The organism is Dokdonella sp., assembly GCF_017744955.1.
In the GTDB taxonomy this organism is placed as follows: domain Bacteria; phylum Pseudomonadota; class Gammaproteobacteria; order Xanthomonadales; family Rhodanobacteraceae; genus Dokdonella_A.
This window is the reverse complement of record NZ_JAGIAG010000001.1, coordinates 806,207-828,319: the sequence shown is the minus strand read 5'-3', so window position 1 is coordinate 828,319 and position 22,113 is coordinate 806,207. Positions and strand designations below refer to the sequence as shown.

Genomic DNA, 22,113 nt, shown 5'->3' with positions numbered 1-22,113 from the left:
TCCAAGGAACCGTCATGCGCAAACCGATCGCCACCGCCATCCTCGCCGCGCTGGCCGCCGCCGGCGCCACGAACACCTCGCCCGCCTCGCCGCTCGACGCGGAACGCAACCTGCTGCAGTTCAGCGCCCATCCGTTCGACACGCAGCGCGACGGGCTGCGCGCACCGGCGCCGTTCTCGGATGTCGCGCCGAGCGGAGCGCGCCTGCAGCTCGTGCAGTTCACCGGACCGGTGCGCCAGGAGTGGCTGGACGCGCTCGTCGCGCGCGGCGTCACGCCGGTGCAGTACGTCGCCAGCAACGGCTACATCGTCTGGGCCGACGCAGCGGCGCAGGCGCGCCTGGACGGCCTGCGCGGCAGCGCATCGTGGCTGCAGTTCAGCGCGCCGTTCCACGGCTTCCTGAAGGTCGATCCGCGCCTGTCCCGGCGCCTGGCCGCGCCGGCGAACGGCGACGAGGAGGTCGACGTCACCGTGCAGGTGTACGCGCACGCGGGCGTCGAGGAAACGCAGCGCTTCGTGCAGAGCAAGGCCGTGCTTCCCGCCGTGCAGCGCGGGCCGCTGGGGCCGGGGGCGGCCACGCTCGCCTGGGCGCCGGTGCTGAAGTTCCAGAACCTGCAGCTGCGCGTGCGCCTGAGCGACGTCCCGGACATCGCGCAGCGCGCGGACGTGACCTTCGTCGGCGAGCGCCTGCCGACGCGGCTGTTCGACGAGAAGCAGGCCCTGATCATGAGCGGCGACTTCGCGCCGGGAATCGCCTCGCCGAGCTATCTCCAGTTCCTGCTCGACCGCGGCTTCAGCCAGACGCCGGCCGACTACCCGATCGTCGACGTGACCGACAGCACGATCGACGAAGGCGGCACCGGCGACACCGTATTGAACACCGAGGATGAGATGCTGCACGAGCAGGGCGATCTCGCGCGCCCGCCGCGCGTGGCGTATTTCCGCAACTGCTCGGCGCGCCCGGACAACCAGGTCGGCGCCGCCGACGGCCACGGCTCGCTGAATGCCGGCGTGATCGCCGGTTACGACCAGCGCGAGGGTTATCCGTACCGCGATGCCGACGGCCAGCAGCTCGGCCTCGGCATCAATCCGTTCGCGCGCGTGGGCTCCACCACGATCTTCGTCAGCGCTCCGCCGAGCTACGACGTCAACGGCTGCGGCGGCAACGACCAGGGCGTGATCGGCGCGAACGCCGCGGGCGGCGCGAAGATCAGCAGCAACTCGTGGGGCTCGGCGGCCAGCGGCACCTACGGCGAACGCGACCAGCTCTACGACGCGGCCGTGCGCGACGTCGACGTCGACGCCGCCGGCAACCAGCCGATGATCTACGTCGTCTCCGCGGCGAACGACGGGCCGGGCATCAGCTCGGTCGGTTCGCCCGGCTCGGCCAAGAACGTCATCACGGTCGGCGCCTCGGAGAACCTGCGTCCGTTCAGCAGCCCGCAGGACATTTGCCCGGACGACGGCAGCGATGCCGCCGACGATCCGCAATCGGTGGCCGGTTTTTCCAGCCGCGGCCCGGTCCCCGGTCAGCGCGTCAAGCCGGAGGTGATCGCGCCCGGCACGCACATCCAGGCCGGCGCCAGCGTGTACTCGGGCTTCCAGGGCGGCGGCGTGTGCATCCGCTACTACCCCGAATCGCCGGAGCAGACCGAATTCGCCGCCTCCAGCGGCACCAGCCACTCGGCGCCGGCGATATCGGGCGCCGCCTCGCTGGCCTACTGGTGGATCGAGCACGGCGGCGCCGGCGACGCCGCCGGCAGCCTCGAGGAAATCGGCGGCGCGCGCGCACCGAGCCCGGCGATGATGAAGGCCTGGCTGATCGCGCATCCGAGCTATCTGACCGGCGTCTACGCCAACGACAACCTGCCGAGCAACGCGCAGGGCTACGGCATGCCCAACCTCGGCGACATGTTCGATGCGACACCGAAGGTGCTGCTCGACCAGAGCGAGGTGTTCGACGCCAGCGGCGAGACGCGCAGCTTCGCCTGGGGCGTCGCCGATCCGACCCGGCCGGTGCGCATCGCACTCGCCTACACCGATGCGCCCGGCGCGCTCGGCACCAGCCCGCAGGTCAACGACCTCGACCTCGAAGTCGAGATCGGCGGGCAGACCTACCTCGGCAACCGCTTCGACCACCAGTGGAGCGTGACCGGCGGCAACGCCGACGCGAAGAACAACTACGAGGCGGTGTTCCTGCCGGCCGGTGCGATCGGCGACCTGACGATCCGCGTGAAGGCGTCGAACATCGCCGGCGACGGCGTGCCGGGCAGCGGCGATGCCACCGACCAGGACTTCGCGCTGGTGTGCAGCAACTGCTCGCAGCAGCCGTCGTTCTCGCTGACCGCTGCGCAGTCGGCGCTGCAGGTATGCACCGGCGGCGAGCGGACGGCGGCGGTGCATCTGCATCCGATCGTCGGCTTCGGCGGCGCGGTCGACTTGAGCGCAAGCGGAAATCCGGCCGGAACGAGTGCCGCCTTCGATCCGAACCCGGCCACGCCGCCGGCCGATTCGACGCTGAGCGTGGCCGCGACCGCGTCGGCGGTGCCGGGCCGCTATCCGCTGCAGATCCGCGCCGCCTCCGGCAGCATCGAGAAAACGCTGGACCTCGAGCTCGGCGTATTCGACGTGCCGCCGGCGGCGCCGGGCGGCAAAAGCCCGGCGGACGGCAGCGCCGACGTTTCGCCGACGCCGACGTTCACCTGGGCCGCGGCCGCCGGCGCGTATGACTACCGCGTGGAGATCGCGACGGATCCGGGCTTCGCGAATATCGTGCTCTCGCACGAAACCACCGATACCGCGTGGACGGTCGGCTCGGGGCAATCGCTCGACTCCAGCGCGCGCTACTGGTGGCGCGTGATCGCCCAGAACCCCTGCGGCGACAGCGGAGCCGCGGCCGACACGGTCTTCGCCGACGGCTTCGAAGCGGCGGCGCTCGTCGCCGGCCACGAGTTCACCACGCTGGCCCTGCCCGGCGACTGCCCGGTGGACGCCACCACGCAGGTGCTGTTCGACGACGACCTGGAAAGCGGCGCGCCCGGCTGGGCACACGGCGCGGCGAGCGGCAGCGTCGACGCCTGGTCGCTCGGCGCCGCCGCCAACAGCGGCAGCCATGCCTGGCAGGCCAACGCGCCGGCGTCGGGTGCGATCAACGACCAGTGGCTGATCTCGCCGAGCCTGGCCTTGCCGGCGGATCTCGACACGCTGAGCCTGAAGTTCTGGAGCCGCCAGGCGCTGAAATCCGGCGGCGCCGGCAGTTGCAACGACGCGGCGATCGTCGAGGCCTCCAGCGACGGCGGCACGATCTGGACACAGCTCACCGCGCCGCTCACCGATCCGTTCGACGGCAGCGTATCGGGCGCGTTCGGCAATCCGCTGGCCGGCCGGCAGGCCTGGTGCGGCGATCCGCAGGCGTATCTGAACTCGGTCCTCGACGTGCAGAGCCTCGCCGGCCGCACTGTGAAGTTCCGCTTCCGCCTCGGTCACGACCGCTTCCCGCATCGCGCCGGCGCGAACTGGGCGATCGATGACGTCAAGCTGACCGGCTGCGCGCACTGACGCGGCCATGACGACGCGGCAGGGCCGGCCGGTGCCGGCTCTGCCTGCGACGCCGAGTGGTGCTCCGACCGTGACCGCCGGGCGACGCGCCGGCGGCCGTTCATGCGGTCAGGCGTTTCGGCCGGTTCCCAGTGCCGCTTCGGCGCCCAGCCCGAGCCAGCCGGCGACCGTGCCGCGCGCCTCGTCGAGCCCGCTCTTCGCCAGCGACGAGAACAACTGCGCGCTCGCCTGCGGAAACTCCGCCGCCAGCACCTTGCGCACGGCAGCGAGCGTGCGCGCGCCCTCGCTGCGCGACAATTTGTCCGACTTGGTCAAGAGGCAGTGGCAGCGCCGGCCGCTGGCGGCGCCGAAGGCGAGCATGTCGCGATCGAACTCCTTCAGCGGGTGGCGCGAGTCCATCACCAGCACCAGGCCCTGCAGCGAGGCGCGTTCGCGCAGGTACTTGTCGATCACGCCGCGCCAGTGCAGGCGCATCGCCTCGGGCACCTTGGCGTAGCCGTAGCCGGGCAGGTCGATCAGCCGCTGCGCGCCGTCGCCGATCGCGAACACGTTCAGCAGCTGCGTGCGTCCGGGCGTCTTCGAGGTGCGCGCGAGGCCCTGCTGGTCGCAGATCGCGTTCAGCGCGCTGGACTTGCCGGCGTTGGAGCGGCCGGCGAAAGCGACCTCGGCGCCGAGGTCGGCCGGCAGCTGTTCGATGCGGTTGGCGCTGGTCAGGAAATGGGTCTGGCGGAACGGATGGGTGGGCATGGGCACTCATGGCGGTTTGACCGCCTCCGGAGTCACGGAGATAATTCCGCGGTTTCCGTCGGCGCGCCGCGAGCGGCTGCGCGACGGGGGTTCCGCGTCATCCCCCTTTTTCTGGAGTCGAGTGTATGAGCTTTCCGCGCGCCCATGTTCGACACGCGCTTGCGCTGGCGACGCTGCTGACGGCCGGCGCGGCCGTGGCCTCCGAGTCGGCGGCTCCGGTGTTCGGCGACGCCAAGGCCGGCGAAGGCAAGGCCGCGGTGTGCGCCGCCTGCCACGGCGCGGACGGCAATCCGACCGACAAGCAGTATCCGAAGCTGGCCGGCCAGAACGAGGCCTACATCGCCCGCCAGCTCGAGGCGTTCAAGTCGCAGAAGCGGCAGAACCCGATCATGCTCGGCTTCGCGACCCCGCTGTCGACGCAGGACATGCACGACATCGGCGCGTTCTTCGCCACCAAGTCCGCCCTGCCCGGCGTCGCCGACGAGCAGCTGGTCGGGCGCGGCCAGGCGCTGTACCGCGGCGGCGACGCCAAGCTCGGCGTGCCGGCCTGCATGGCCTGCCACGGACCGGACGGCCGCGGCATGGCGGGCACCGGCTATCCGCAGCTCGGCGGCCAGTGGGCCGATTACGTCACCACCAAGCTGAAGGACTGGAAGGGCGGCGCCAGCTGGGGCGACGACGTCAACGCGAAGATCATGCCGGCCATCGCCGGTGCGCTGACCGAAGCGGACATCAACGCGGTCGCCTCGTACGTCGAAGGCCTGCATTCGGCGGCCGCGGCGGGAACTGCGACCACCGCGAAGTAGTCCACGACGCGCCGCAGCGGTTGCGGCGAAGTTCAGCCGCGCCCCCGTATTGAAAGCGCGGCCAGGGACGGACGCGGATGACGATCCGGAGCGGTTGCCGCTCTGCGAGCAGCCGCCTCGGCCGACCGCAGCGATCACGGACGATCGCGAAGCCATTCGACACTGCGCCGCGGCCATCGCGGCGATCGTGGGTCGCCCATCGATTCCGGAGAGCTCCATGTTCAAGCGCCCGACGCTCAAGAGAATGTCCGTCCTGCTGTTCGGCCTCGCCTTCGCCGCTCTCGGCCACGCCGCCGAAGAGAGCTTCGAGGCCGGCAAGCACTACTTCGTGATCGAGCCGCCGCAGGCGACCAACACCGGCGACAAGGTCGAAGTGGTCGAGGTGTTCTCCTACGCCTGCCCGGCCTGCAACATGTTCCAGCCGACGATGGCGAAGCTGAAGGCCGGCCTGCCGGCCAATGTGGAAATGGTCTATCTGCCGGCCGCGTTCCGTCCGGACGAGGACTGGCCGGTGTTCCAGCGCGCGTTCTACGCGGCGCAGGCGCTCGGCATCCTCGACAAGACGCACGAAGCGACCTTCGATGCGATCTGGAAGGACGAGGGCAGCTTGCGCATCAGCGATCCGAAGACCCGCCGTCCGGTGAAGCAGATGCCGAAGATCGAGGACGTCGGCGCCTTCTACGCGACGACGGCCGGCATCAAGGCCGAGGACTTCGTCGGCGTGGCGAACTCCTTCGCGGTCAACACGAAGATGAAACGCGCCGATTCGATGATCAAGGCGTACGGCGTCGATTCGACGCCGACCATCGTCGTCGCCGGCAAGTACCGCCTGACCGCCGCCTCCGCCGGCGCGGTCGACAAGGTCGCGCCGCTGGTCAAGTTCCTGATCGAGAAGGAAAGCGCCGGCAAGCCGTGATCGCCCGGCCGGTCGTCCCATCCGCAACGGAGTCATCGCCATGTTCGCGCGTTCGCTGATCCTCGCCGCAGGTCTCCTGTTCGCCGCCGTCGCCAGCGCGGCCGATGCGCCGAAATGGGAGGCGGGCAAGCATTACGCCGTTATCGACCCGCCAGCGCCGACCGGCACCGGCGACAAGGTCGAAGTGCTCGAAGTGTTCTCCTACGCCTGCCCGCATTGCGCGCATTTCCAGCCCTATGCGGAAAAGCTCAAGGCGAGCCTGCCGAAGAACGCCGAATTCACCCTGATGCCGGCCGACTTCCAGCCGATCTGGCTGGTCTTCGCGCGCGGCTTCTACACCGCCAAGTCGATGGGCCTGCTCGACAAGACGCACCAGGCGCTGTTCGACGCGCTCTATCGCGACCACCTTCCGATTCGCACGATCGAGCAGCTCGCCGACTTCTACGCCGAGCACGGCGCCGACAAGCAGAACTTCCTGTCGACCGCGCAGTCGTTCATCGTCGAAGGACAGCTCGAGCAGATCCGCAGCCGCGAAGCGGCCTACGGCGTGGACTCGACGCCGACGCTGATCATCAACGGCAAGTACCGCGTGGCGATCAACAGCGAAGCGGAGGTCGGCTTCGACCAGATGGTCGAGATCGCGCAGTACCTGGTCGCGCAGGAAGCGAAGAAAGCCAAGAAGTGAGCGACAGCGGCCGGCACGGCCGCTGTCGTATTCCTCGACGCCGCGGCGCTCGCGATCGGCAGCCCAGCCGATCCTCCGTGAGGCCGCCCGCCGCATCGAGCGGCGACAGCGTACGCGCAGGAACGATCGCGCCCCGCCGTGGTCTGGCGTAGTCTGCGCATCCTCAACCCACCTCAAGGACACGATCATGCTGAAGCACTTGGGCCTGCTGCTCGCCGGAACGCTGCTCTTCGCGACCGGCGCCGGCGCGCAAACCGCCGCCAAGCCGGCAGCCGCCGAATGGGAAGCAGGCAAGAACTACTTCCCGATCGACCCGCCGCAGCCGACCGCCAGCGGCGACAAGGTCGAAGTGCTGGAAGTGTTCTCCTACGCCTGCTCGCACTGCGCGAACTTCCAGCCCTATGCGGAACAGCTGAAAGCCTCGCTGCCGGCGTACGCCAGCTTCAGCTACATGCCGGCGATCTTCAACGCGCAGTGGGAGCCGTTCGCGCGCGCCTACTACACGGCGCAGTCGCTCGGCGTACTCGAGAAGACGCACCAGGCGCTGTTCGACGCGCTGCATCGCGACCACGTGCCGCTGCGCACGATCGAGGATCTCGCCGGCTTCTACGCCGAGCACGGCGTCGACAAGGCGAAGTTCCTCGCCACGGCGGGCTCGTTCGAAGTCGAGAGCAAGCTCACGCGCGCACGCGAGCTGGTGAAGAATTTCGGCGTCGACGGCACGCCGACCATCATCGTCGCCGGCAAGTATCGCGTCACCGCGCAGGCGGCCGGCGGCTATCCGAAACTGATCGAGCTGGTGGACTACCTGGCCGAGAAGGAACACGGCGCCGCGGCGAAGCCGGCCAAGGCGGCGAAGAAGAAGTGACGCGCGCCGAGCGCGATTCGTGACCGGCGACGCTTGCGGGCGTCGCCGGCGCTGACTAGCCTCCTGCCATGACCTCAGCCGCGCCAGCCGTCGCCGCGCCCGGCGTCGACGACGCGCCGCGGCTGCGCCTGCTCAGTTGCAACATCCTCGCCGGCGGCAGCGTCAAGCGCTATCGCGACTACGTCACGCACAGCTGGAAGCACGTGCTGCCGACCGGCAAGCGCGCCAACCTCGACGGACTGGCGCGCGTGATCGGCGAGTTCGATCTGGTCGGCCTGCAGGAGGCCGACGCCGGCAGCCTGCGCTCGGGCTTCCTCAACCAGACGCAGTACCTCGCCGAAGCGGCCGGCTTCCCGTACTGGAGCCATCAGCCCAATCGCCGCGTCTCGCGCCTGGCGACGTCGAGCAACGGCCTGCTCGCGCGCCGCCAGCCGGACGAAGTGCTCGACTACCCGCTGCCCGGCCGCATTCCGGGTCGCGGCGCGCTGTGGGCGCGCTTCGGCCACGGCGACGACGCGCTGATCGTGGTCGTCGCGCATCTCTCGCTCGGGCAGCAGGCGCGCGCGCGCCAGCTCGCCTTCATCGCCGAGCTGATCGGACCGCATGCGAACGCGGTGCTGATGGGCGATCTCAACACGCCCGCCGACAGCAGCGAACTGGAGATGCTGTACGCACGCACCTCGCTCGTGCGCCCCGCGCAGGCACCGCCGACCTTCCCGAGCTGGCGCCCGCGCCGCGCGCTCGACCACATCCTCGTCTCGCGCGCGCTCGAAGTGGAACGCCTGTGGGCGCTGCCGTATCCGGTATCGGACCACCTGCCGATCGCAGCCAGCCTGCGACTGCCGAAATCGCTGCTGCGTTCGCCGCGGAACGACTGAGCAACCGGCCATCGCATGGCGCGTTGTTGAGAAGTGCGGCACGGATGAGCACGGCTGCGTTCTCACACGGCTTCGTGAGCCGACGGACCACAGCGATCACCGACGACCGCAAAAAGAAAAGGGCCGCGCGAGGCGGCCCTTCTCCCTCCCTTGAACCGCTCGGTCAGAACTTGACGCTGGCCTCGACGTAGCTGAAGCGGCCCGGCAGGTCGTAGCTCGACGCGTCGTAGCCGTTCAACGAGCAGGACAGGCATACCGGCGCGTCCTTGCCGAAGATGTTGTTGATGCCGGCCGAGACGCTGAAGTCGTATCTGACCGGCACCTTCCAGCTCACGCGCGCGTCGTGATAGGTCGTCGCGCCGAGCGTGTGCGTGCCGTTGGAGCGGCCACCGAACACGTTCTCCGGATCGGTGCAGATCGGGAACGAGGTCGCGTTGCCGCAATCCTCGGTCAGCTTCGACAGATAGCGCAAAGTCCAGCTCACGTTCCAAGCAGCAATGCCCCAGCTCGTGGTCAGTGTCGACTTGATGCGTGGAATGCCGCTGTCGGCCACTTCGACGCCGACGCGTGTCGGCTCCGCGGCGCCGGTATCGTTGGCGACGGACTTGTACTCCTTCGTGTACGTGATCTGCCAGTTCGCGCCGAAATGGCCGATGGTCGTTTCCGGGCTCAGCCAGTTGAGGCCGAGGTCGAAGCCGCTGGTGTCGATGCGGCCGAGATTGCGCAATGTGTTGTTGAAGCCGTTGATCGCGCCGTTCTGCGCACGGGTGATGCCGTTGCAGAACAACGGGTCGGTCGTGCCCACGCAGCGATTCAGCTGCGTCTGCGCATTCGGTGCCTGGATCGCGTTGTCGACCTTGATCTTGTAGTAGGTGAACTCGAAGTCGAGGCGCTGCGACCAGGCCGTGTTCTCGGCCCAGCCGGGACTGTAGATCGCACCGAGCGTCGTGCTCTTGGATTCCTCGGGCTTCAGATTCCGGTTGCCGCCCGTGATGACGGAAATCTGCGGATTGGCCTGCTCGTAGCCGGGCGGCACGCCGAGCGCGGTGCAGTTCGGCGTGACGTTGCCGCTGCAAGGATCGACCAGCTGCGCGTCGAAGCGCGAGAACGTGCCGTACAACTCACCGATCGACGGCGCGCGGAAGCCTTCGGCGTACGTGCCGCGCAGAGTGAGGTCGTCCACCAGCTGCCAGCGCAGGCCGAACTTGTTGTTGGTCGTGTTGCCGAAGTTCGAGTAATCCGAGTACCGCGACGCCACGCTGAGGTCCAGGTGCTTGGCGAACGACATATCCGCCAGCAGCGGGACGTTCAGCTCGAGGTAGTACTCGTTCACCGAATAACCGCCCTTGGTGGGCCGCGACGGAACGCCGTTCGAGTCGCCCGCGACCACGATCGGATCCGGGGAGTAGGAGCCGTCCAGCTTGCGATGCTCGTAGCCGGCGGCGACGTCGAGCGAACCGGCCGGCAGCTGGAACAGACTGCCGGAGACGTTGGCGGTCCAGACTTCCAGCTCCTGTCGGCTGCGGTCGCGCTCCGTGAACAGGATGTAGTCGAGCATCTCGCGCGTGAGCGTGCCGGGCCCGCCGAAGATGTTCATCGGTACGCACGGCGCCGTGCACAGGTCGACCGGGCCGAGCGCATTCATGATGTGCCGGATGTTGTAGGTACCGGTGACGGTCTGCTTCGCCTTGTTCGTGCTGTTGACGTAGTTCACGTCCCAGAAGAACTGGCGTTCGCCGACGGAGAAGTCGCCGTTCAAGCCGGCCGCGTAGTAGTTGGTGTCGACGGTCTGCTTGTAGACGCGCGGGCCGCCTTCGATCGGTCGGCGACCGATGCCGAAGTTCGGATCGTCCGCGCTCAGGCTGAAGCCGAACGGGTTGTACGGATTGCTCACGTCGACGCCGACGCGATAGCACAGGTCCAACGCCGCGCAGAAACCCTGGCCCAGGCCGATCGGCTCCGGTGCGGCCTGGTTGGTCGAATCGCGCTCGTTGTACAAGCCCTTCACGTAGAAGTTCACGTGATCGGTGATGTGGTAGGTGCCCTGCGCGAAAAATCCGGTGCGCTTCTGCGGCGTCAGCAGCAGGTTGTACTGCGCGTAGTTGAAGCGGTCCGCGGTCGAGAACCCATGGTATCCGTCGGGAAAGCGCTGCAATCCACCGGGGCCGGCCACGCCATTCGCCGTGATGTCGCAAACGCCGTCGGGACACAGGCCGCCGAAATCGCCGCCGCCCGGCACGCTGAAATCGATGCGCCCGAACGGCGTATACGAACTCCAGCCCCGATTCGGGGCGCTGCCCACTCCCGGAATCGCATATTTCGACTGGGTCCAATCCGACGAGTTGATCCGATTCTGCTTGTAGTGGCTGACGTCCGCGAAGAAGTCGAATTTGTCGGTGCTGGCGCCGAAGGAGACATTGCCCGACCAGGTCTTGCCGTCGCCGGTCGAATAGTCGCCGCCGTAGAGGTGCAGGCCGAGGCCCTTGTCCTTCTTCTTGGTGATGATGTTGATGACGCCCGCGATCGCGTCGGAGCCGTACAGCGAGGAGGCGCCGTCCTTCAGGATCTCGATGCGATCGACGACGCTGGCGGGAATCGTGTTGAGGTCGACCGCGGCCGAGACGCCCGAGGCGGAGGATTCGTTGATCCAGCGCAGGCCGTCGACCAGGACCAGGGTGCGCTTGGCGCCGAGGTTGCGCAGGGAGATCGTCGTCGAGCCGGAACCGACGCCGCCGCCGTCCGGCGGAAAGCCGAAGTTGCCGGCCGAGTTGAACTTGGTGTTCAACGAGGAACCGCTGACGGAGAGACGCTGGATCACGTCGCCGATCGAGCCGAGACCGGTCGCCTCGATGTCCTTGGACGTGATGGTGAGGATCGGCGTCTGGCTCTCGACTTCGGCCTTCTTGATGCGCGAACCGGTGACTTCGATCGCCTGCAATACCTGCGTATCGTCACCGCCTCTTTCCTGCGCCGCGACCGGCGCCATGCAGATTCCCAACAAGGCCAGCCCGGTCAGACCCGCGAGCGGCTTAAAGCGGTGTGGCTTCATCGTTATCTCCCGTACGAAAGAATGCCCCAGCTGCGCCGCCCTCCCCCGGCCGACGTAAAGAAAATGTAAAACAACTCAAACGGCATTGCCATAGACGCGCATGGCGAACGCCAAACACGTCCGTTTTTTCCGCAAAGCACCATTTGCCGCCGCACGCTACACTGGTGCTGCACTTGCCGCCGGTTGTCCGCGTAATGCCCGTACGTGCGATTCGACGATTTCTGCTGCATCCGTTCGCCCTGATCTTCACCGCGCTCGTCGCCCTGCCGCTGCACGCGGCCGATCGCGCGCAGCAACGCGCGCAATTCCGCACCGCGCTCGCGCTCGCCGCCAAGCCGCAGGAAACGGCGTGGAAGCGCTACGCCGCCGAGCTGGAGGAAGCGCGCTACCCGCTGACGCCATATATCGAACTGACCGCGCTCAGGCCGCGCGTGGCCAAGCTCGATCGCGCCGAGGTCGAGGCTTTCCTGAAACGCTGGCCCGACACCCTTGCGGCGCGCGACCTGCGCGAAGCCTACCTGCGCGAACTCGCGCGCCGCGGCGACTGGGCGGCGTTCCGCGCCCTGTGGCAGAGCAGCGCCGATCGTGATCTGCAGTGCAACGCCTTGCAGGCGCGCCTCGCCGCCGGCGACAAGCTCGACTTCACCCGCGATCTGGATGCGCTGTGGCAAGGCGCGCGCGCGCTGCCGTCCGCCTGCGATCCGGTGCTCGCCGCCGCGCACAGCAGCGGCGCATTCGACGACCAGCGCATCCGCGAGCGACTCGACCGCGCCGCCGCGGCCGGCAATGCCGAAGCGGCGGCTGAAATAGCGCCGCTGCTCGCGGGAGCCGAGCGCACCGATGCCGACCGCATCGTCACCGCGCTGCGCGATCCTTCCGGCACCTTGGCGAAGGCCAAGGTCTGGGCCGACACGACGCACACGCGCGATGCGGTTTCCTACGCCTTCGCGCGCCTTGCGCGCAGCAACAGCTCGGCGGCCGAAACCGCCTGGGCCGATCTGCAGACACGTTTCCAATGGGACGCCGCGCAGAAGAACCGCATCCTGCACGCGATCGCGCTGTACCGCGCGACCAGCTACTCGCCCGATGCGCTGGCGCGACTGAAGGCGCTGCCGGAGGAAGCCGAGGACGAAGCGACGCGCGAGTGGCAGGTGCGCATCGCGCTGACCGGCGGCGACTACCAGGAAACGCTGAGCGCGCTCGACGGCCTGTCCGAAACGCAGAAGACCGACCCACGCTGGCGCTACCTGCGCGCGCGCCTGCTCGACAAGCTCGGGCGTAAGACCGAAGCCGCGCCGATCTACGCCGACCTCGCGCGCGAAGCGAACTTCTACGGCTTCCTCGCCGCCGACTGGAGCGGCCAGCCGTACGCGATCTGCCCGAGCAAGCTGGCCGGCAGCGACGCCGCCGAAGTGACGCTGGCCAAGCAGGCCGACCTCGAGCGCGCCTACGAATTCCGCGAACTGGACATGCTGCGCGAGGCGCGGCGCGAGTGGGATTTCGCGATGGGCAAGCTCGATGCGAGCCAGCGCCGCCTCGCCGCCGACCTCGCCTATCGCCGCGGCTGGTACGACCGCGCCGTGTTCGCGTTCTCCGCCGATCCGGACACGCAGAAGCTCTACGAGCAGCGCTTTCCGCTCGGCATGGAGAAGCACGTGCGGCGGGAGGCGCGCAAGGCCGGCATCGATCCGGCCTGGGCCTACGCGATCATCCGCGCCGAGAGCGCCTGGATGACCGACGCGCGCTCGCACGCCGACGCCTACGGCCTGATGCAGCTCCTGCCCGGCGTCGCCAAGCAGATGGCGAAGGCCGAGGGCCTGTCGTACTCGAAGGCACAGGACCTGTTCGACCCGGAACTCAACGTGCAGCTCGGCACGCGTTTCCTCGGCCGCATGGCCGACAAGTACGACGGCAGCCCCTGGCTCGCCAGCGCCGCCTACAACGCCGGCGCCTCGCCGGTCGGACGCTGGCTCGACGCGCGCTCCGCGCTCGATCCGGACTTCTTCATCGAGACGATCCCGTACAAGGAGACGCGCGAGTACGTCTCGCGCGTGCTCGCCTTCAGCGTGATCTACGACTGGCGCATGAACGGCAAGGCGCTGCCGCTGTCCTCGCGCCTGCCGAAGATCGGCCAGGCGTACCGTGCGCCGGACGACGAGACGCCGCGCAAGGCGGTGGTGTGCGTGCCTGCCGCGACTGCGAGCGACGATCGGGGAACAGCGGCCTTTTCACCACGTTGATTCCGCCAAGAAGCGATTTCGCCCCTCGGATACGAGTTGGAAACAACGGAAGTGGCGTTGCTTGATTGAGTGCGAGAGAGTTCCATCGCAAGATTCGCAGGCTATTGGGTGGGGGAAATTGCATGCGCGTACTACGTTTGGTTTTGGGATTGAGTTCTGCACTAGCGGCGGCGGCTGGCGCGCCGGCACATGGGGAGGTGCCGCAGATTCAAGAGGTTGATCGCATCGTGCCCGGCTTCGAAAACGTAGGCGCGGCTGGCTTCGTCGTCGCCGACTTCGACGGCGACGGTGTTGAGGATGTGGCGATCACCGCTACAAGCGGAACTCCCCTGATCGAAATCATCGGTAGAAGGTCCACACGGCCGGAGCTCAAGCAGATCGTCCTCCTCGAAGGCGAAGCGCTCATCCGAATCATGGTGCACGTTGTCGACGGCGTCCCGCATCTGTTCGCTCTCGCGACGAATGGCATCCTGCGCGAATTCGCCGGATGGCCGTTGGCTGAGGTGCGCGTGATCGACTTGGACTTCGACCTCGGGCTAAGCCCTTCAGCGGGAGCTGCCATCGGCGATATCGACGCAGACGGTAGTAACGAGCTGATCGTGACTAGCGGTCCCTGGTCAGGAAACTTCGTCAATGCCTACGATCTCACCAAAGGTTCGCTACGTTGGTCGGTGCCGAACGGAGGTGCGGACGTTCTGCTGGCACAATTGGATGCCGATCCGGCGCTCGAGATCGTGGTCGCCGCCACGCCTGGCTACGTCTTGGATGGCGCAACACGATCGATCGACTGGTCATACAAAGACGGCTTTGGGACATTCCTCGCCGCCGGTCATTTTCAGCAAGGCAGCAGCGGGCAATTCGTGGCCGCACGTATCTGGGATCGCTTCACGATCTTTCAAAGCTCTCCCTTCTCGCCCGTGTGGGACGCCGAAACCACCAATACCAGTGCGCTGGCGACAGCCGACCTCGATCGGGACGGCCTCGATGAGATTATCCAGGGCGACGGCCAATGGGACGGCGTCCGGATCTATGATCCAAGCACGCATCAAGTGCGTCTCACCATCCCGAACGACGCCTACGGTGTTTCGGCGATCACAGCACTCGACATTGCACGCAACGGAAGCTCTGCGATCGTTTTCGGCAGAAAAGATATCCACTCTGCCGATCAGAACTGGCTCAGTATCGTAGATGCTTCTACCGGGTCGACGCTCTGGGAGTTCGATGCAAGTCGCCCCGGACCGTATACCGCGGTCGACCTCGATGACACGGACCGCGATGGCAGGTACGAATTTCTGTATGCGTCGCAAGGCCACTCATACATTCAGGGCGTCGTTACCCAGGTAGATGCCTTGACGAGTAGGGCCGAATGGCAGTCTCCACTCCCGCCGATCGACGCCGAAGACCCATGGTACATACAACCGCGAACCGTTCTCGTCGCCCATCGGGCCGAAGGTCCGAACAAGATCATCATCGCCAGCACCGGCGGAGCGATTCTGGGTATCGATGGGAACAACCACAACATAGATTGGCGAGCAGAAACCCAATCAGAAGGCACAGGACGGAGGTATACCGCCGTAGGCACGACAGCCGTCGACCTTGATGCCGACGGCAATGACGAAATAGTTACCTGCGCTTTCACCGTAGGCGGAGAGGTGGTCGGCACTCGCCTGTTCGTCTTCTCAAGCGCTGACGGCAGCATGCTGTGGCGTTCAATTGCCATGGACGATCCCGCTTTCAGATGCAACGGCGTCATGATAGGCCGCTTCGACGACAGTCCACGACAACTCCTCGTCGCGCTCCTGCCATCTTCAATCCGTGCCTTCGATGCACAGACACATCTGCTTGCGTGGACGCTGCCCGTGAGCGCCGACGGCGCAATCCTGTTGGAAGCAGGGAATGACGGACGTGAGTTCGCGGTCTTCTCCGGCTCCCGGCTAAGCTTCTACGATGCCGGTACACGTAACATGCTTAGGCAGTTCAACCTAGGCAGTCCGATCACCGCCATACACAAACTCACAGGCGATGTGCATCAGTTACTGGTCGCCGCGGGTGGTCGATTGCACCTCGTCGACGGTACGGACGGCCAGATCCTCTTTTCAACGGACTATCTCGGCGAAGAACTCGCCGCCGAAAACCAATTGGCCGCAACGGAGCTCGGCGGCGGAACTTGGCTGATAGGCGCCGGCAGCCGCGCCGGCGTGTTTCGCCACATCATCCGCCTGACAGAGGCTATTTTCGTCAACGGATTCGATCCCGCTCGGTAGAAAGCGTAGATTGACTCCCTCCTGGAGTTCCAGCGGGAGCTGGCCATGAAGCCATCGCAGATCGTCATCCTCGGCGGCACCGGCTTCGTCGGCCGCCACCTGGTGCCGCGCCTGCAGCGGGCCGGCCACACGATCACCGTGCTGTCGCGCAATCGCGAGCAGCATCGCGAACTCGGAACCCTGCCGCGCGTGCGCGTCGTCAACGCCGACGTGCACGATCGCGCGACGCTGGTGCGGTGGCTCGCCGGCGCCGACGTCGCGATCAATCTGGTCGGCATCCTCAACGAACCGCGCGACGACGGCCGCGGCTTCCACAAGGTGTACGTCGAGCTGACGCAGTCGCTGATCGCCGCCTGTGTCGAGACGAAGGTGCCGCGCCTGCTGCAGATGAGTTCACTGCGCGCGGGCGAAGGCGAGAGCTTCTATCTCAAGAGCCGCGGCGAGGCCGAAGCGCGCGCGCAGGCTTCCGGACTCGCCTGGACGATCTTCCGCCCGTCGGTGATCTTCGGCGACGGCGACGGCCTGTTCTTCCGCTTCGCCGGCCTGCTGCGCATCGCGCCGATGCTCCCGCTGGCGCGCGCGCACGCGAAGTTCGCGCCGGTCTACGTCGGCGACGTCGCCGAGGCGTTCGCGCGTGCGCTGGCGCACTCGGCGACGAGCGGCCACGTTTACGAACTGTATGGTCCGCGCACGATCGAACTCGGCGAACTGGTGCGCTGGACCGCGCACATGATCGGCAAGCGCCGCCTGGTCGTGCCGTTGCCGGATGCGCTCGGCGCGTTGCAGGCGCGCATCGGCGAATGGCTGCCCGGCAAGCCGATCTCGCGCGACAACTTCCGTTCGCTGAAGCTCGATTCGGTCGGCACCCGCGACGGCTTGGCGTCGCTCGGCATCGTCGCGACGCCGATGGAGGCCGTCGTGCCGCGCCTGCTCGGCGAAGCGCGCGAGCGACGCAGGATGCGGCAACGCGACTGAGGCGACGGCGCCCCGGTGCGAACGCTGCGAGATAACCTTCCCGGCATCAGCGCTCCGGCACGAGTGCTCTGGCACAATCGACCGCATGCAGATCTATCTCGTCGGCGGCGCGGTGCGCGACCAACTGCTCGGCAAACCCGTCGCCGATCGCGACTACGTCGTCGTCGGCGCGACGCCGGAGGAGATGCGCCGCCTCGGCTACAAGCCGGTCGGCAAGGATTTCCCGGTGTTCCTGCATCCGCACAGCGGCGAGGAGTACGCGCTCGCGCGCACCGAACGCAAGACCGGGCACGGCTATCGGGGGTTCGCGTTCCAGACCGACGCCTCGGTGACGCTGGAACAGGATCTCGAGCGCCGCGATCTCGCCATCAACGCGATGGCCGTCGACGCGCAAGGCGCGATCGTCGACCCCTACGGCGGTCGGCGCGACCTGCAGGCACGCCTGCTGCGCCACGTCTCGCCCGCCTTCGTCGAGGATCCGGTGCGCGTGCTGCGCGTCGCGCGCTTCGCCGCCCGCTATGCGCCGCTCGGATTCCGCATCGCCGACGAGACATTGGCGCTGATGCGCACGATGGTCGACGGCGGCGAAGTCGATCATCTGGTGCCCGAGCGCGTCTGGACCGAGACGCGCAAGGCCCTGGCCGAGCCGATGCCGTCGGCGTTCGTGCGCGCGCTGCGCGATTGCGGCGCGCTGCGTGTGGTGTTCCCCGAGGTCGATGCGCTGTACGGCGTGCCGCAGCGCGCCGAATTCCATCCGGAGATCGACACCGGCACGCACATCGAACTGGTGCTCGACGCGGCGGCGCGGCTCGCGCCCGGCGACGACCTGATCGGCTGGTGCGCGCTGACGCACGATCTCGGCAAGGCGCTGACGCCCCAGCACGAGCTGCCGCGACACGTGCGCCACGAGCACAACGGTGTCGCGCCGCTGCGCGCGCTGTGCGCGCGGCTGAAGGTGCCGACCGAACACGCCGCGCTGGCCGAGCTGGTCTGCCGGCATCACCTCGAGGCGCACCGTGCGTTCGAGCTGCGCGCCTCGACCGTGCTGGAGTTGCTGGAGAAACTCGACGCATTCCGCCGGCCGGAGCGCCTGCGGAATTTCCTGCTCGCTTGCGAAGCCGACAAGCGCGGCCGTCTCGGCCATGCCGACGACGCCTACCCGCAAGCCGACTATCTGCGCGCCGCGCACGCCGCGGCGACCGCGATCAGTGCGGCGCAGTTCGTCGCCCAGGGCCTTTCCGGCACCGCGATCGGCGCGGCGATGCGCGAGGCGCGCGTGCACGCGATCGAGGCGATCAAGCAGACGTCGAAGCCCCGGAGCTGAGCGCGTGCGGCCCCCGCGTTCGCGGGAGAGCTCAGTGCATGTGCACCGGGCAGTGGAAGCCTTCGTGGAATGCCTTGCTCCCCCATCGTCTCTCACAAACGCGAGAGCGTGAGCGGCGTAGTGCCCTGCCGAAGCCGATTGGTGCGCTACAGCCGCCGCGAGCGATCGACCGCGCGCAAACCCGGCAGGACATTCTCGACACCGCGAGCGAACGCGATCGCCTGGAACCGCTCGCCCATGATCCCGGGCAAGGTCAGCCGCTTGGCTTCGGCGCCCAGGTTCAGGCGCTCGAGATCCGACGCCGCTTCGGCTTCGGTGACGATCTCGACCAACCCGCTGGCGAGCAGGAAGGCGCCCTGCGGCGCGTAGCCGACGAAGTCGAAGCCGGCGCCGGTGCCGGCTTCGGCCAGCGCGGTGAAGTCGACGAAGGCGGTGATGTCCGAAAGGCCCGGCCAGAGCAGGACGTCCGCGTGCGCGCGATGGCGGTAGTGGCAGATCAGCGTGCCGTCGCTGCGCTCGGGCAGGTAGTACTCGCGGCGCGGATAGCCGTAGTCGACGAACAGCATCGCGCCGGTTTCCAGCGTGGCGGCGATCGCCTGCAGCCAATACGGCAGTTGCGGCAGGATTTCCGAGCGATAGCCGTCGGCGAACGGCGCGTCGAGCGCGCGTTCGGCGGCGCGCACCGCGCCGGCGACCAGCGCGTCGGCGGGCCGGTCGACGGGTACGAAGCGCTCGCCGTCGAGCGCGACGTACTCTTCGAACACCTCGCCCGAAGCGATCGTGAAGCGCGTCGTCGGCAGCGCGTCGACGACTTCGTTGGCGAACAGCACGCCGCGCCAGCCTTGTTCGGGCGGTCGCTCGATCCACTCCATGCGCGCGGCGAGTTCGCGCGGCAGCTCCTGCGCCGCGCGCGTGCGCTGGCGCTCGCGCAGGTCCGCGCTCGGTTCGAGGATGCGGTAGCGCCGCGGCGCTGCGCCCAGCGCGGCGAGTTCGCGCAGGCAGTCGAGCGCGAATGCGCCGCTGCCGCCGCCGAGTTCGAGGAAATCCGCCTCTTCGCCGAGTTCGCGCAGCGTCGGCGCGAACGCGCGCGCGATGCTGCGCGCGAACAGGTCGCCGAGTTCCGGGGCGGTCACGAAATCGCCGGCCGCGCCGAATTTCGTGCGGCCGGCGCTGTAGTAGCCGAGGCCGGGCGCGTACAAGCACAAGGTCATGTAGCGCGAGAACGGCATCGGCCCGCCGGCGGCGATCTCCGCGCGGATCGCAGCGGCGAGGCGCTCCGACAGCGCGCGCTCGTCGGCGTCGGGTTCTGGCAGCTGGGCGTTCAGGGCTGGCTGGCCGCGCGCTTCTGCGGCACTCTCCATGACGGAATCGGAGCCGCAGCATAGCGGCCGACGTGGAGAACACAACGATGAACCAACGTCCGGTCGCCCTCGTCACCGGCGCCGCACGCCGTATCGGCGCCACGCTCGCGCGTACGCTGCACGCGGCCGGCTACGATCTCGCCCTGCACTGCCGGCGTTCGCGCACGGAACTCGACGCCCTGATCGCCGAGCTCGAACGCGAACGGGCCGACAGCACACTGGCGCTGCAAGCCGAACTCGGCGACCTCGAACGTCTGCCGGCGCTGGTCGACGCGGTCGTCGAGCGCTTCGGCCGTCTGGACGGCCTGGTCAACAACGCCTCGACGTTCTTTCCGACGCCGCTCGGCACGATCACGGCGCAGCACTGGGACGAACTGTTCGCCGCCAATGCGCGCGCGCCCGTGTTCCTGGCCCAGGCGGCCGCGCCGCATCTGACGGCAAGCCGCGGCGCGATCGTGAATCTGATCGACATCTACGCCGAACGTCCGCTCGCGCAGCACAGCGTCTACGCCATGGCCAAGGCCGCCCTGGCGACGGCGACGCGCGCGCTCGCGCTCGAGCTCGCCCCGGCCGTGCGCGTCAACGGCATCGCGCCCGGCGCGATCCTGTGGCCGGAAGCCGGCAAGCCGCCGGCCGAGCAGCAGGCGCTGATCGCACGTACGCCACTGCAACGCGTCGGCTCGCCCGAAGACGTCGCCACGACCGCGCTGTGGCTGCTGCGCGACGCGAAGTTCGTGACCGGCGAAATCGTCCGCGTCGACGGCGGGCGCAGCTTGCTGGGGCCTTAAGGCCTCTGACGCGGATCGACACGGATAAAACGCGGATCAAGAGTTTCTGGAAGAGTGCTCTATCCGCGTCCATCGGCAAGATCCGCGTCAAAACGCTCCTGGCACTAAGCCGCCGCGACCGCGGCATCGCGCACGTGGCGATATTGCCCCGGCGGCAGATAGAGCGGAAACACGCTCGCCTCCTCCCGCTTCAACGCGCCCGCCAATCGCTGCGCCGCCCTGGCCGCGTCGGCGACGAAACGGCGACGCTGTCCGCTCAGCCACGGGCCGGCGAGATATTCCTCGAGCATCGCGTCGACGCCGCGCATTCCACGCGACACCTCGACGTGAACGGCCTCGAGCTGCCGCGCGGCGAAGCGATCGTTCTGGAATCCCCAACGCAGGTACGGATAGAGCTGCGCGGATTTCGCCAGTCCGCTTCGGCGAAAGATCGCCGCGACCTCGCGCAGGGCGTGGATGCGGCGATCTTCGTCGGGATGACGGCACGCATCGAGCAGCGCGCGCATCGCGGCGCGCAGATCCTGATGATCCTGCAGGAGCTGCCCGATCAGGCGTGGGCGGAAGCGGAGCGCGCCACGGCTATCTGCGCCTTCCGCGCCGTACAGAGAGGAAACCGGCAACGATCGGCCGGGAAACAGGCGTTCGAACCAACGAACCACGGCACCCCCGAGGCACGATGCGCCTCCCCTGTTCCGGCGCAATATTCGTGAAATCTATCACACTATTTCAGCATTCAGGTTACAGGTCCACGCGGACGCCCGCCGCCTGTTCTCCGAACTCCGCCCAGCGTTCGCGCAGCGTCTTGCCGCTGCGCGGCTCGCGCAGGTCCGGCGCGATGTCCGCCAACGGCTGCAGCACGAACGGCTCGGCGAGTTCCGGGCGCGGAATCTCCAGATGGCCGGGCCCCGAGAGAACGAGGTCGTCGAACAGCACGATGTCGACGTCGAGCGTGCGGCTGGAGTAGCGCGGCACGTCGCGGCGGCGACCGTGGCGGTCCTCCAGCGCGTGCAGCCAGTCGTTCAGCGCGTAGGGATCCAGATCGCTGTCGAGGCCGACGGCGAGATTGACGAAGTCCGGCCCCTCGAAACCGACCGCGGCGAAGCGATACGCCGGCGAAACCGAGAGCTCGCCGAAACGCGCGCGCAGCTCGGCCAGCGCGGCGCGCAGATGGCGGTCGGGTTCGAGATTCGAACCGAGGCTGAGCCAGGCGCGATGGCGCGCCGTCACGGCTCGCCGCGCTCGATGATCACCCCGACCGCGCGCGAACCGGTCACCGCGCCGAGCTTGGACAGCTTCAGACGCAGCCAGCGCACGCCGAACTCTTCGCGGATGATCGCGGCGCAGCGCTCCGCCAAGGTCTCGACCAGTTCGAAATGCGAGGCCTCGACGAAGGCGATCAGGCGCTTGGACACGGCCTTGTAGTTCAGCGTGTCCTCGATGCGATCGGTCGCCGCGGGCCTGGTGTTGTCGAACGCCATCTCGACGTCGAGCGCGATCGTCTGCCGCGTCGTGCGCTCCCAGTCGTAGATGCCGATGATCGTGTCGATGCGCAGGTCTTCGATGAAAACGCGGTCCATGGGCGGGAATCGGAGATCGGGAATCCGGGCAGATGATCGCCGCTTTCGCGGCACGGCGACAGCCTTGCGCATTGGCGA

At 67.9% G+C, this 22,113-nt stretch carries 18 protein-coding genes; 12 read left to right on the top strand and 6 right to left on the bottom strand.

Features of this window, described 5'->3' with window-relative positions; translation table 11 throughout:
- Window positions 1–14: 14 nt before the first annotated feature.
- Window positions 15–3,557: a S8 family serine peptidase gene (locus J7520_RS03415; protein WP_291183975.1), complete on the top strand. Its 3,543-nt coding sequence runs from the start codon at window positions 15–17 to the stop codon at window positions 3,555–3,557.
- Between the two features lie 108 nt (window positions 3,558–3,665).
- Here J7520_RS03415 and yihA read toward each other — a convergent pair whose 3' ends face one another.
- Entirely contained in the window at window positions 3,666–4,304 is a 639-nt protein-coding gene (gene yihA / locus J7520_RS03410) for a ribosome biogenesis GTP-binding protein YihA/YsxC (RefSeq protein WP_291183972.1), read from the bottom strand.
- 125 nt (window positions 4,305–4,429) lie between these two features.
- Between yihA and J7520_RS03405 the strand changes: the two genes are divergently transcribed.
- The 5 genes from J7520_RS03405 (at window position 4,430) to J7520_RS03385 (ending at window position 8,457) form a co-directional block, all read left to right on the top strand.
- Complete coding sequence (locus J7520_RS03405) at window positions 4,430–5,110, top strand: c-type cytochrome (RefSeq protein ID WP_291183969.1); 681 nt, start codon at window positions 4,430–4,432, stop codon at window positions 5,108–5,110.
- 217 nt (window positions 5,111–5,327) lie between these two features.
- Window positions 5,328–6,026, top strand: coding sequence for a thiol:disulfide interchange protein DsbA/DsbL (locus tag J7520_RS03400; RefSeq protein ID WP_291183966.1), 699 nt, complete (start codon window positions 5,328–5,330; stop codon window positions 6,024–6,026).
- A 40-nt stretch (window positions 6,027–6,066) separates the two neighbouring features.
- The gene (locus tag J7520_RS03395) at window positions 6,067–6,711 is read left to right on the top strand and encodes a thiol:disulfide interchange protein DsbA/DsbL (RefSeq protein ID WP_291183962.1); all 645 of its coding nucleotides are present in this window, start codon (window positions 6,067–6,069) and stop codon (window positions 6,709–6,711) included.
- 187 nt (window positions 6,712–6,898) lie between these two features.
- A complete protein-coding gene (locus J7520_RS03390) occupies window positions 6,899–7,579 on the top strand; it encodes a thiol:disulfide interchange protein DsbA/DsbL (RefSeq protein WP_291183959.1) in 681 nt (226 codons plus the stop codon).
- A gap of 68 nt (window positions 7,580–7,647) precedes the next feature.
- Entirely contained in the window at window positions 7,648–8,457 is an 810-nt protein-coding gene (locus J7520_RS03385) for an endonuclease/exonuclease/phosphatase family protein (RefSeq protein WP_291183956.1), read from the top strand.
- Between the two features lie 163 nt (window positions 8,458–8,620).
- On the opposite strand, the gene J7520_RS03380 is transcribed toward J7520_RS03385, so the two are convergent.
- Complete coding sequence (locus J7520_RS03380; RefSeq protein ID WP_291183954.1) at window positions 8,621–11,506, bottom strand: TonB-dependent receptor; 2,886 nt, start codon at window positions 11,504–11,506, stop codon at window positions 8,621–8,623.
- Window positions 11,507–11,700: 194 nt separating this feature from the next.
- Between J7520_RS03380 and J7520_RS03375 the strand changes: the two genes are divergently transcribed.
- From J7520_RS03375 to J7520_RS03360, 4 genes are all read left to right on the top strand, one after another.
- The gene (locus tag J7520_RS03375) at window positions 11,701–13,746 is read left to right on the top strand and encodes a transglycosylase SLT domain-containing protein (protein ID WP_291183951.1); all 2,046 of its coding nucleotides are present in this window, start codon (window positions 11,701–11,703) and stop codon (window positions 13,744–13,746) included.
- Between the two features lie 122 nt (window positions 13,747–13,868).
- Window positions 13,869–16,010 carry a PQQ-binding-like beta-propeller repeat protein gene (locus J7520_RS03370; protein WP_291183948.1) on the top strand — a complete coding sequence of 714 codons (2,142 nt, stop codon included), beginning with the start codon at window positions 13,869–13,871 and terminating at the stop codon, window positions 16,008–16,010.
- Between the two features lie 45 nt (window positions 16,011–16,055).
- Window positions 16,056–16,985: a complex I NDUFA9 subunit family protein gene (locus tag J7520_RS03365; protein WP_291183946.1), complete on the top strand. Its 930-nt coding sequence runs from the start codon at window positions 16,056–16,058 to the stop codon at window positions 16,983–16,985.
- An 85-nt stretch (window positions 16,986–17,070) separates the two neighbouring features.
- Window positions 17,071–18,309 (top strand): multifunctional CCA addition/repair protein, encoded by a 1,239-nt coding sequence (locus tag J7520_RS03360; protein WP_291183944.1) that lies wholly within the window; start codon window positions 17,071–17,073, stop codon window positions 18,307–18,309.
- Window positions 18,310–18,455: 146 nt separating this feature from the next.
- Here the strand turns inward: J7520_RS03360 and J7520_RS03355 are convergent, their stop codons facing one another.
- Window positions 18,456–19,670: an SAM-dependent methyltransferase gene (locus J7520_RS03355; protein ID WP_291183941.1), complete on the bottom strand. Its 1,215-nt coding sequence runs from the start codon at window positions 19,668–19,670 to the stop codon at window positions 18,456–18,458.
- 47 nt (window positions 19,671–19,717) lie between these two features.
- Here J7520_RS03355 and J7520_RS03350 point away from each other — a divergent pair, with 47 nt between their 5' ends.
- Complete coding sequence (locus J7520_RS03350) at window positions 19,718–20,458, top strand: pteridine reductase (protein ID WP_291183938.1); 741 nt, start codon at window positions 19,718–19,720, stop codon at window positions 20,456–20,458.
- 104 nt (window positions 20,459–20,562) lie between these two features.
- Here the strand turns inward: J7520_RS03350 and J7520_RS03345 are convergent, their stop codons facing one another.
- Window positions 20,563–20,964, bottom strand: coding sequence for a hypothetical protein (locus J7520_RS03345; RefSeq protein WP_291183935.1), 402 nt, complete (start codon window positions 20,962–20,964; stop codon window positions 20,563–20,565).
- On the opposite strand from J7520_RS03345, the gene J7520_RS03340 reads away from it, so the two are divergent.
- Window positions 20,935–21,168 carry a hypothetical protein gene (locus J7520_RS03340; protein WP_291183931.1) on the top strand — a complete coding sequence of 78 codons (234 nt, stop codon included), beginning with the start codon at window positions 20,935–20,937 and terminating at the stop codon, window positions 21,166–21,168. The two genes, J7520_RS03345 and J7520_RS03340, sit on opposite strands and share 30 nt — an antisense overlap.
- Window positions 21,169–21,196: 28 nt before the next feature.
- Here the strand turns inward: J7520_RS03340 and folK are convergent, their stop codons facing one another.
- Together folK and folB are read right to left on the bottom strand one after the other, a co-directional pair.
- Window positions 21,197–21,685: a 2-amino-4-hydroxy-6-hydroxymethyldihydropteridine diphosphokinase gene (folK, locus tag J7520_RS03335; RefSeq protein WP_291183928.1), complete on the bottom strand. Its 489-nt coding sequence runs from the start codon at window positions 21,683–21,685 to the stop codon at window positions 21,197–21,199.
- Complete coding sequence (gene folB / locus J7520_RS03330; protein WP_291183925.1) at window positions 21,682–22,035, bottom strand: dihydroneopterin aldolase; 354 nt, start codon at window positions 22,033–22,035, stop codon at window positions 21,682–21,684. Before folB ends, folK begins: the two co-directional genes overlap by 4 nt.
- Window positions 22,036–22,113 lie beyond the last annotated feature (78 nt).

What these genes read in the sequence shown, in the direction of transcription:
- J7520_RS03345 (WP_291183935.1), bottom strand. Translation starts at nt 20,964, where the DNA reads ATGCGCGCGCTGCTCGATGCGTGCCGTCATCCCGACGAAGATCGCCGC.
- yihA (WP_291183972.1), bottom strand. Translation starts at nt 4,304, where the DNA reads ATGCCCACCCATCCGTTCCGCCAGACCCATTTCCTGACCAGCGCCAAC.
- J7520_RS03365 (WP_291183946.1), top strand. Translation starts at nt 16,056, where the DNA reads ATGAAGCCATCGCAGATCGTCATCCTCGGCGGCACCGGCTTCGTCGGC.
- J7520_RS03400 (WP_291183966.1), top strand. Translation starts at nt 5,328, where the DNA reads ATGTTCAAGCGCCCGACGCTCAAGAGAATGTCCGTCCTGCTGTTCGGC.
- J7520_RS03390 (WP_291183959.1), top strand. Translation starts at nt 6,899, where the DNA reads ATGCTGAAGCACTTGGGCCTGCTGCTCGCCGGAACGCTGCTCTTCGCG.
- folB (WP_291183925.1), bottom strand. Translation starts at nt 22,035, where the DNA reads ATGGACCGCGTTTTCATCGAAGACCTGCGCATCGACACGATCATCGGC.
- J7520_RS03380 (WP_291183954.1), bottom strand. Translation starts at nt 11,506, where the DNA reads ATGAAGCCACACCGCTTTAAGCCGCTCGCGGGTCTGACCGGGCTGGCC.
- J7520_RS03360 (WP_291183944.1), top strand. Translation starts at nt 17,071, where the DNA reads ATGCAGATCTATCTCGTCGGCGGCGCGGTGCGCGACCAACTGCTCGGC.
- J7520_RS03375 (WP_291183951.1), top strand. Translation starts at nt 11,701, where the DNA reads ATGCCCGTACGTGCGATTCGACGATTTCTGCTGCATCCGTTCGCCCTG.
- J7520_RS03415 (WP_291183975.1), top strand. Translation starts at nt 15, where the DNA reads ATGCGCAAACCGATCGCCACCGCCATCCTCGCCGCGCTGGCCGCCGCC.
- J7520_RS03395 (WP_291183962.1), top strand. Translation starts at nt 6,067, where the DNA reads ATGTTCGCGCGTTCGCTGATCCTCGCCGCAGGTCTCCTGTTCGCCGCC.
- J7520_RS03405 (WP_291183969.1), top strand. Translation starts at nt 4,430, where the DNA reads ATGAGCTTTCCGCGCGCCCATGTTCGACACGCGCTTGCGCTGGCGACG.
- J7520_RS03355 (WP_291183941.1), bottom strand. Translation starts at nt 19,670, where the DNA reads ATGGAGAGTGCCGCAGAAGCGCGCGGCCAGCCAGCCCTGAACGCCCAG.
- J7520_RS03385 (WP_291183956.1), top strand. Translation starts at nt 7,648, where the DNA reads ATGACCTCAGCCGCGCCAGCCGTCGCCGCGCCCGGCGTCGACGACGCG.
- J7520_RS03370 (WP_291183948.1), top strand. Translation starts at nt 13,869, where the DNA reads ATGCGCGTACTACGTTTGGTTTTGGGATTGAGTTCTGCACTAGCGGCG.
- J7520_RS03340 (WP_291183931.1), top strand. Translation starts at nt 20,935, where the DNA reads ATGACGGCACGCATCGAGCAGCGCGCGCATCGCGGCGCGCAGATCCTG.
- J7520_RS03350 (WP_291183938.1), top strand. Translation starts at nt 19,718, where the DNA reads ATGAACCAACGTCCGGTCGCCCTCGTCACCGGCGCCGCACGCCGTATC.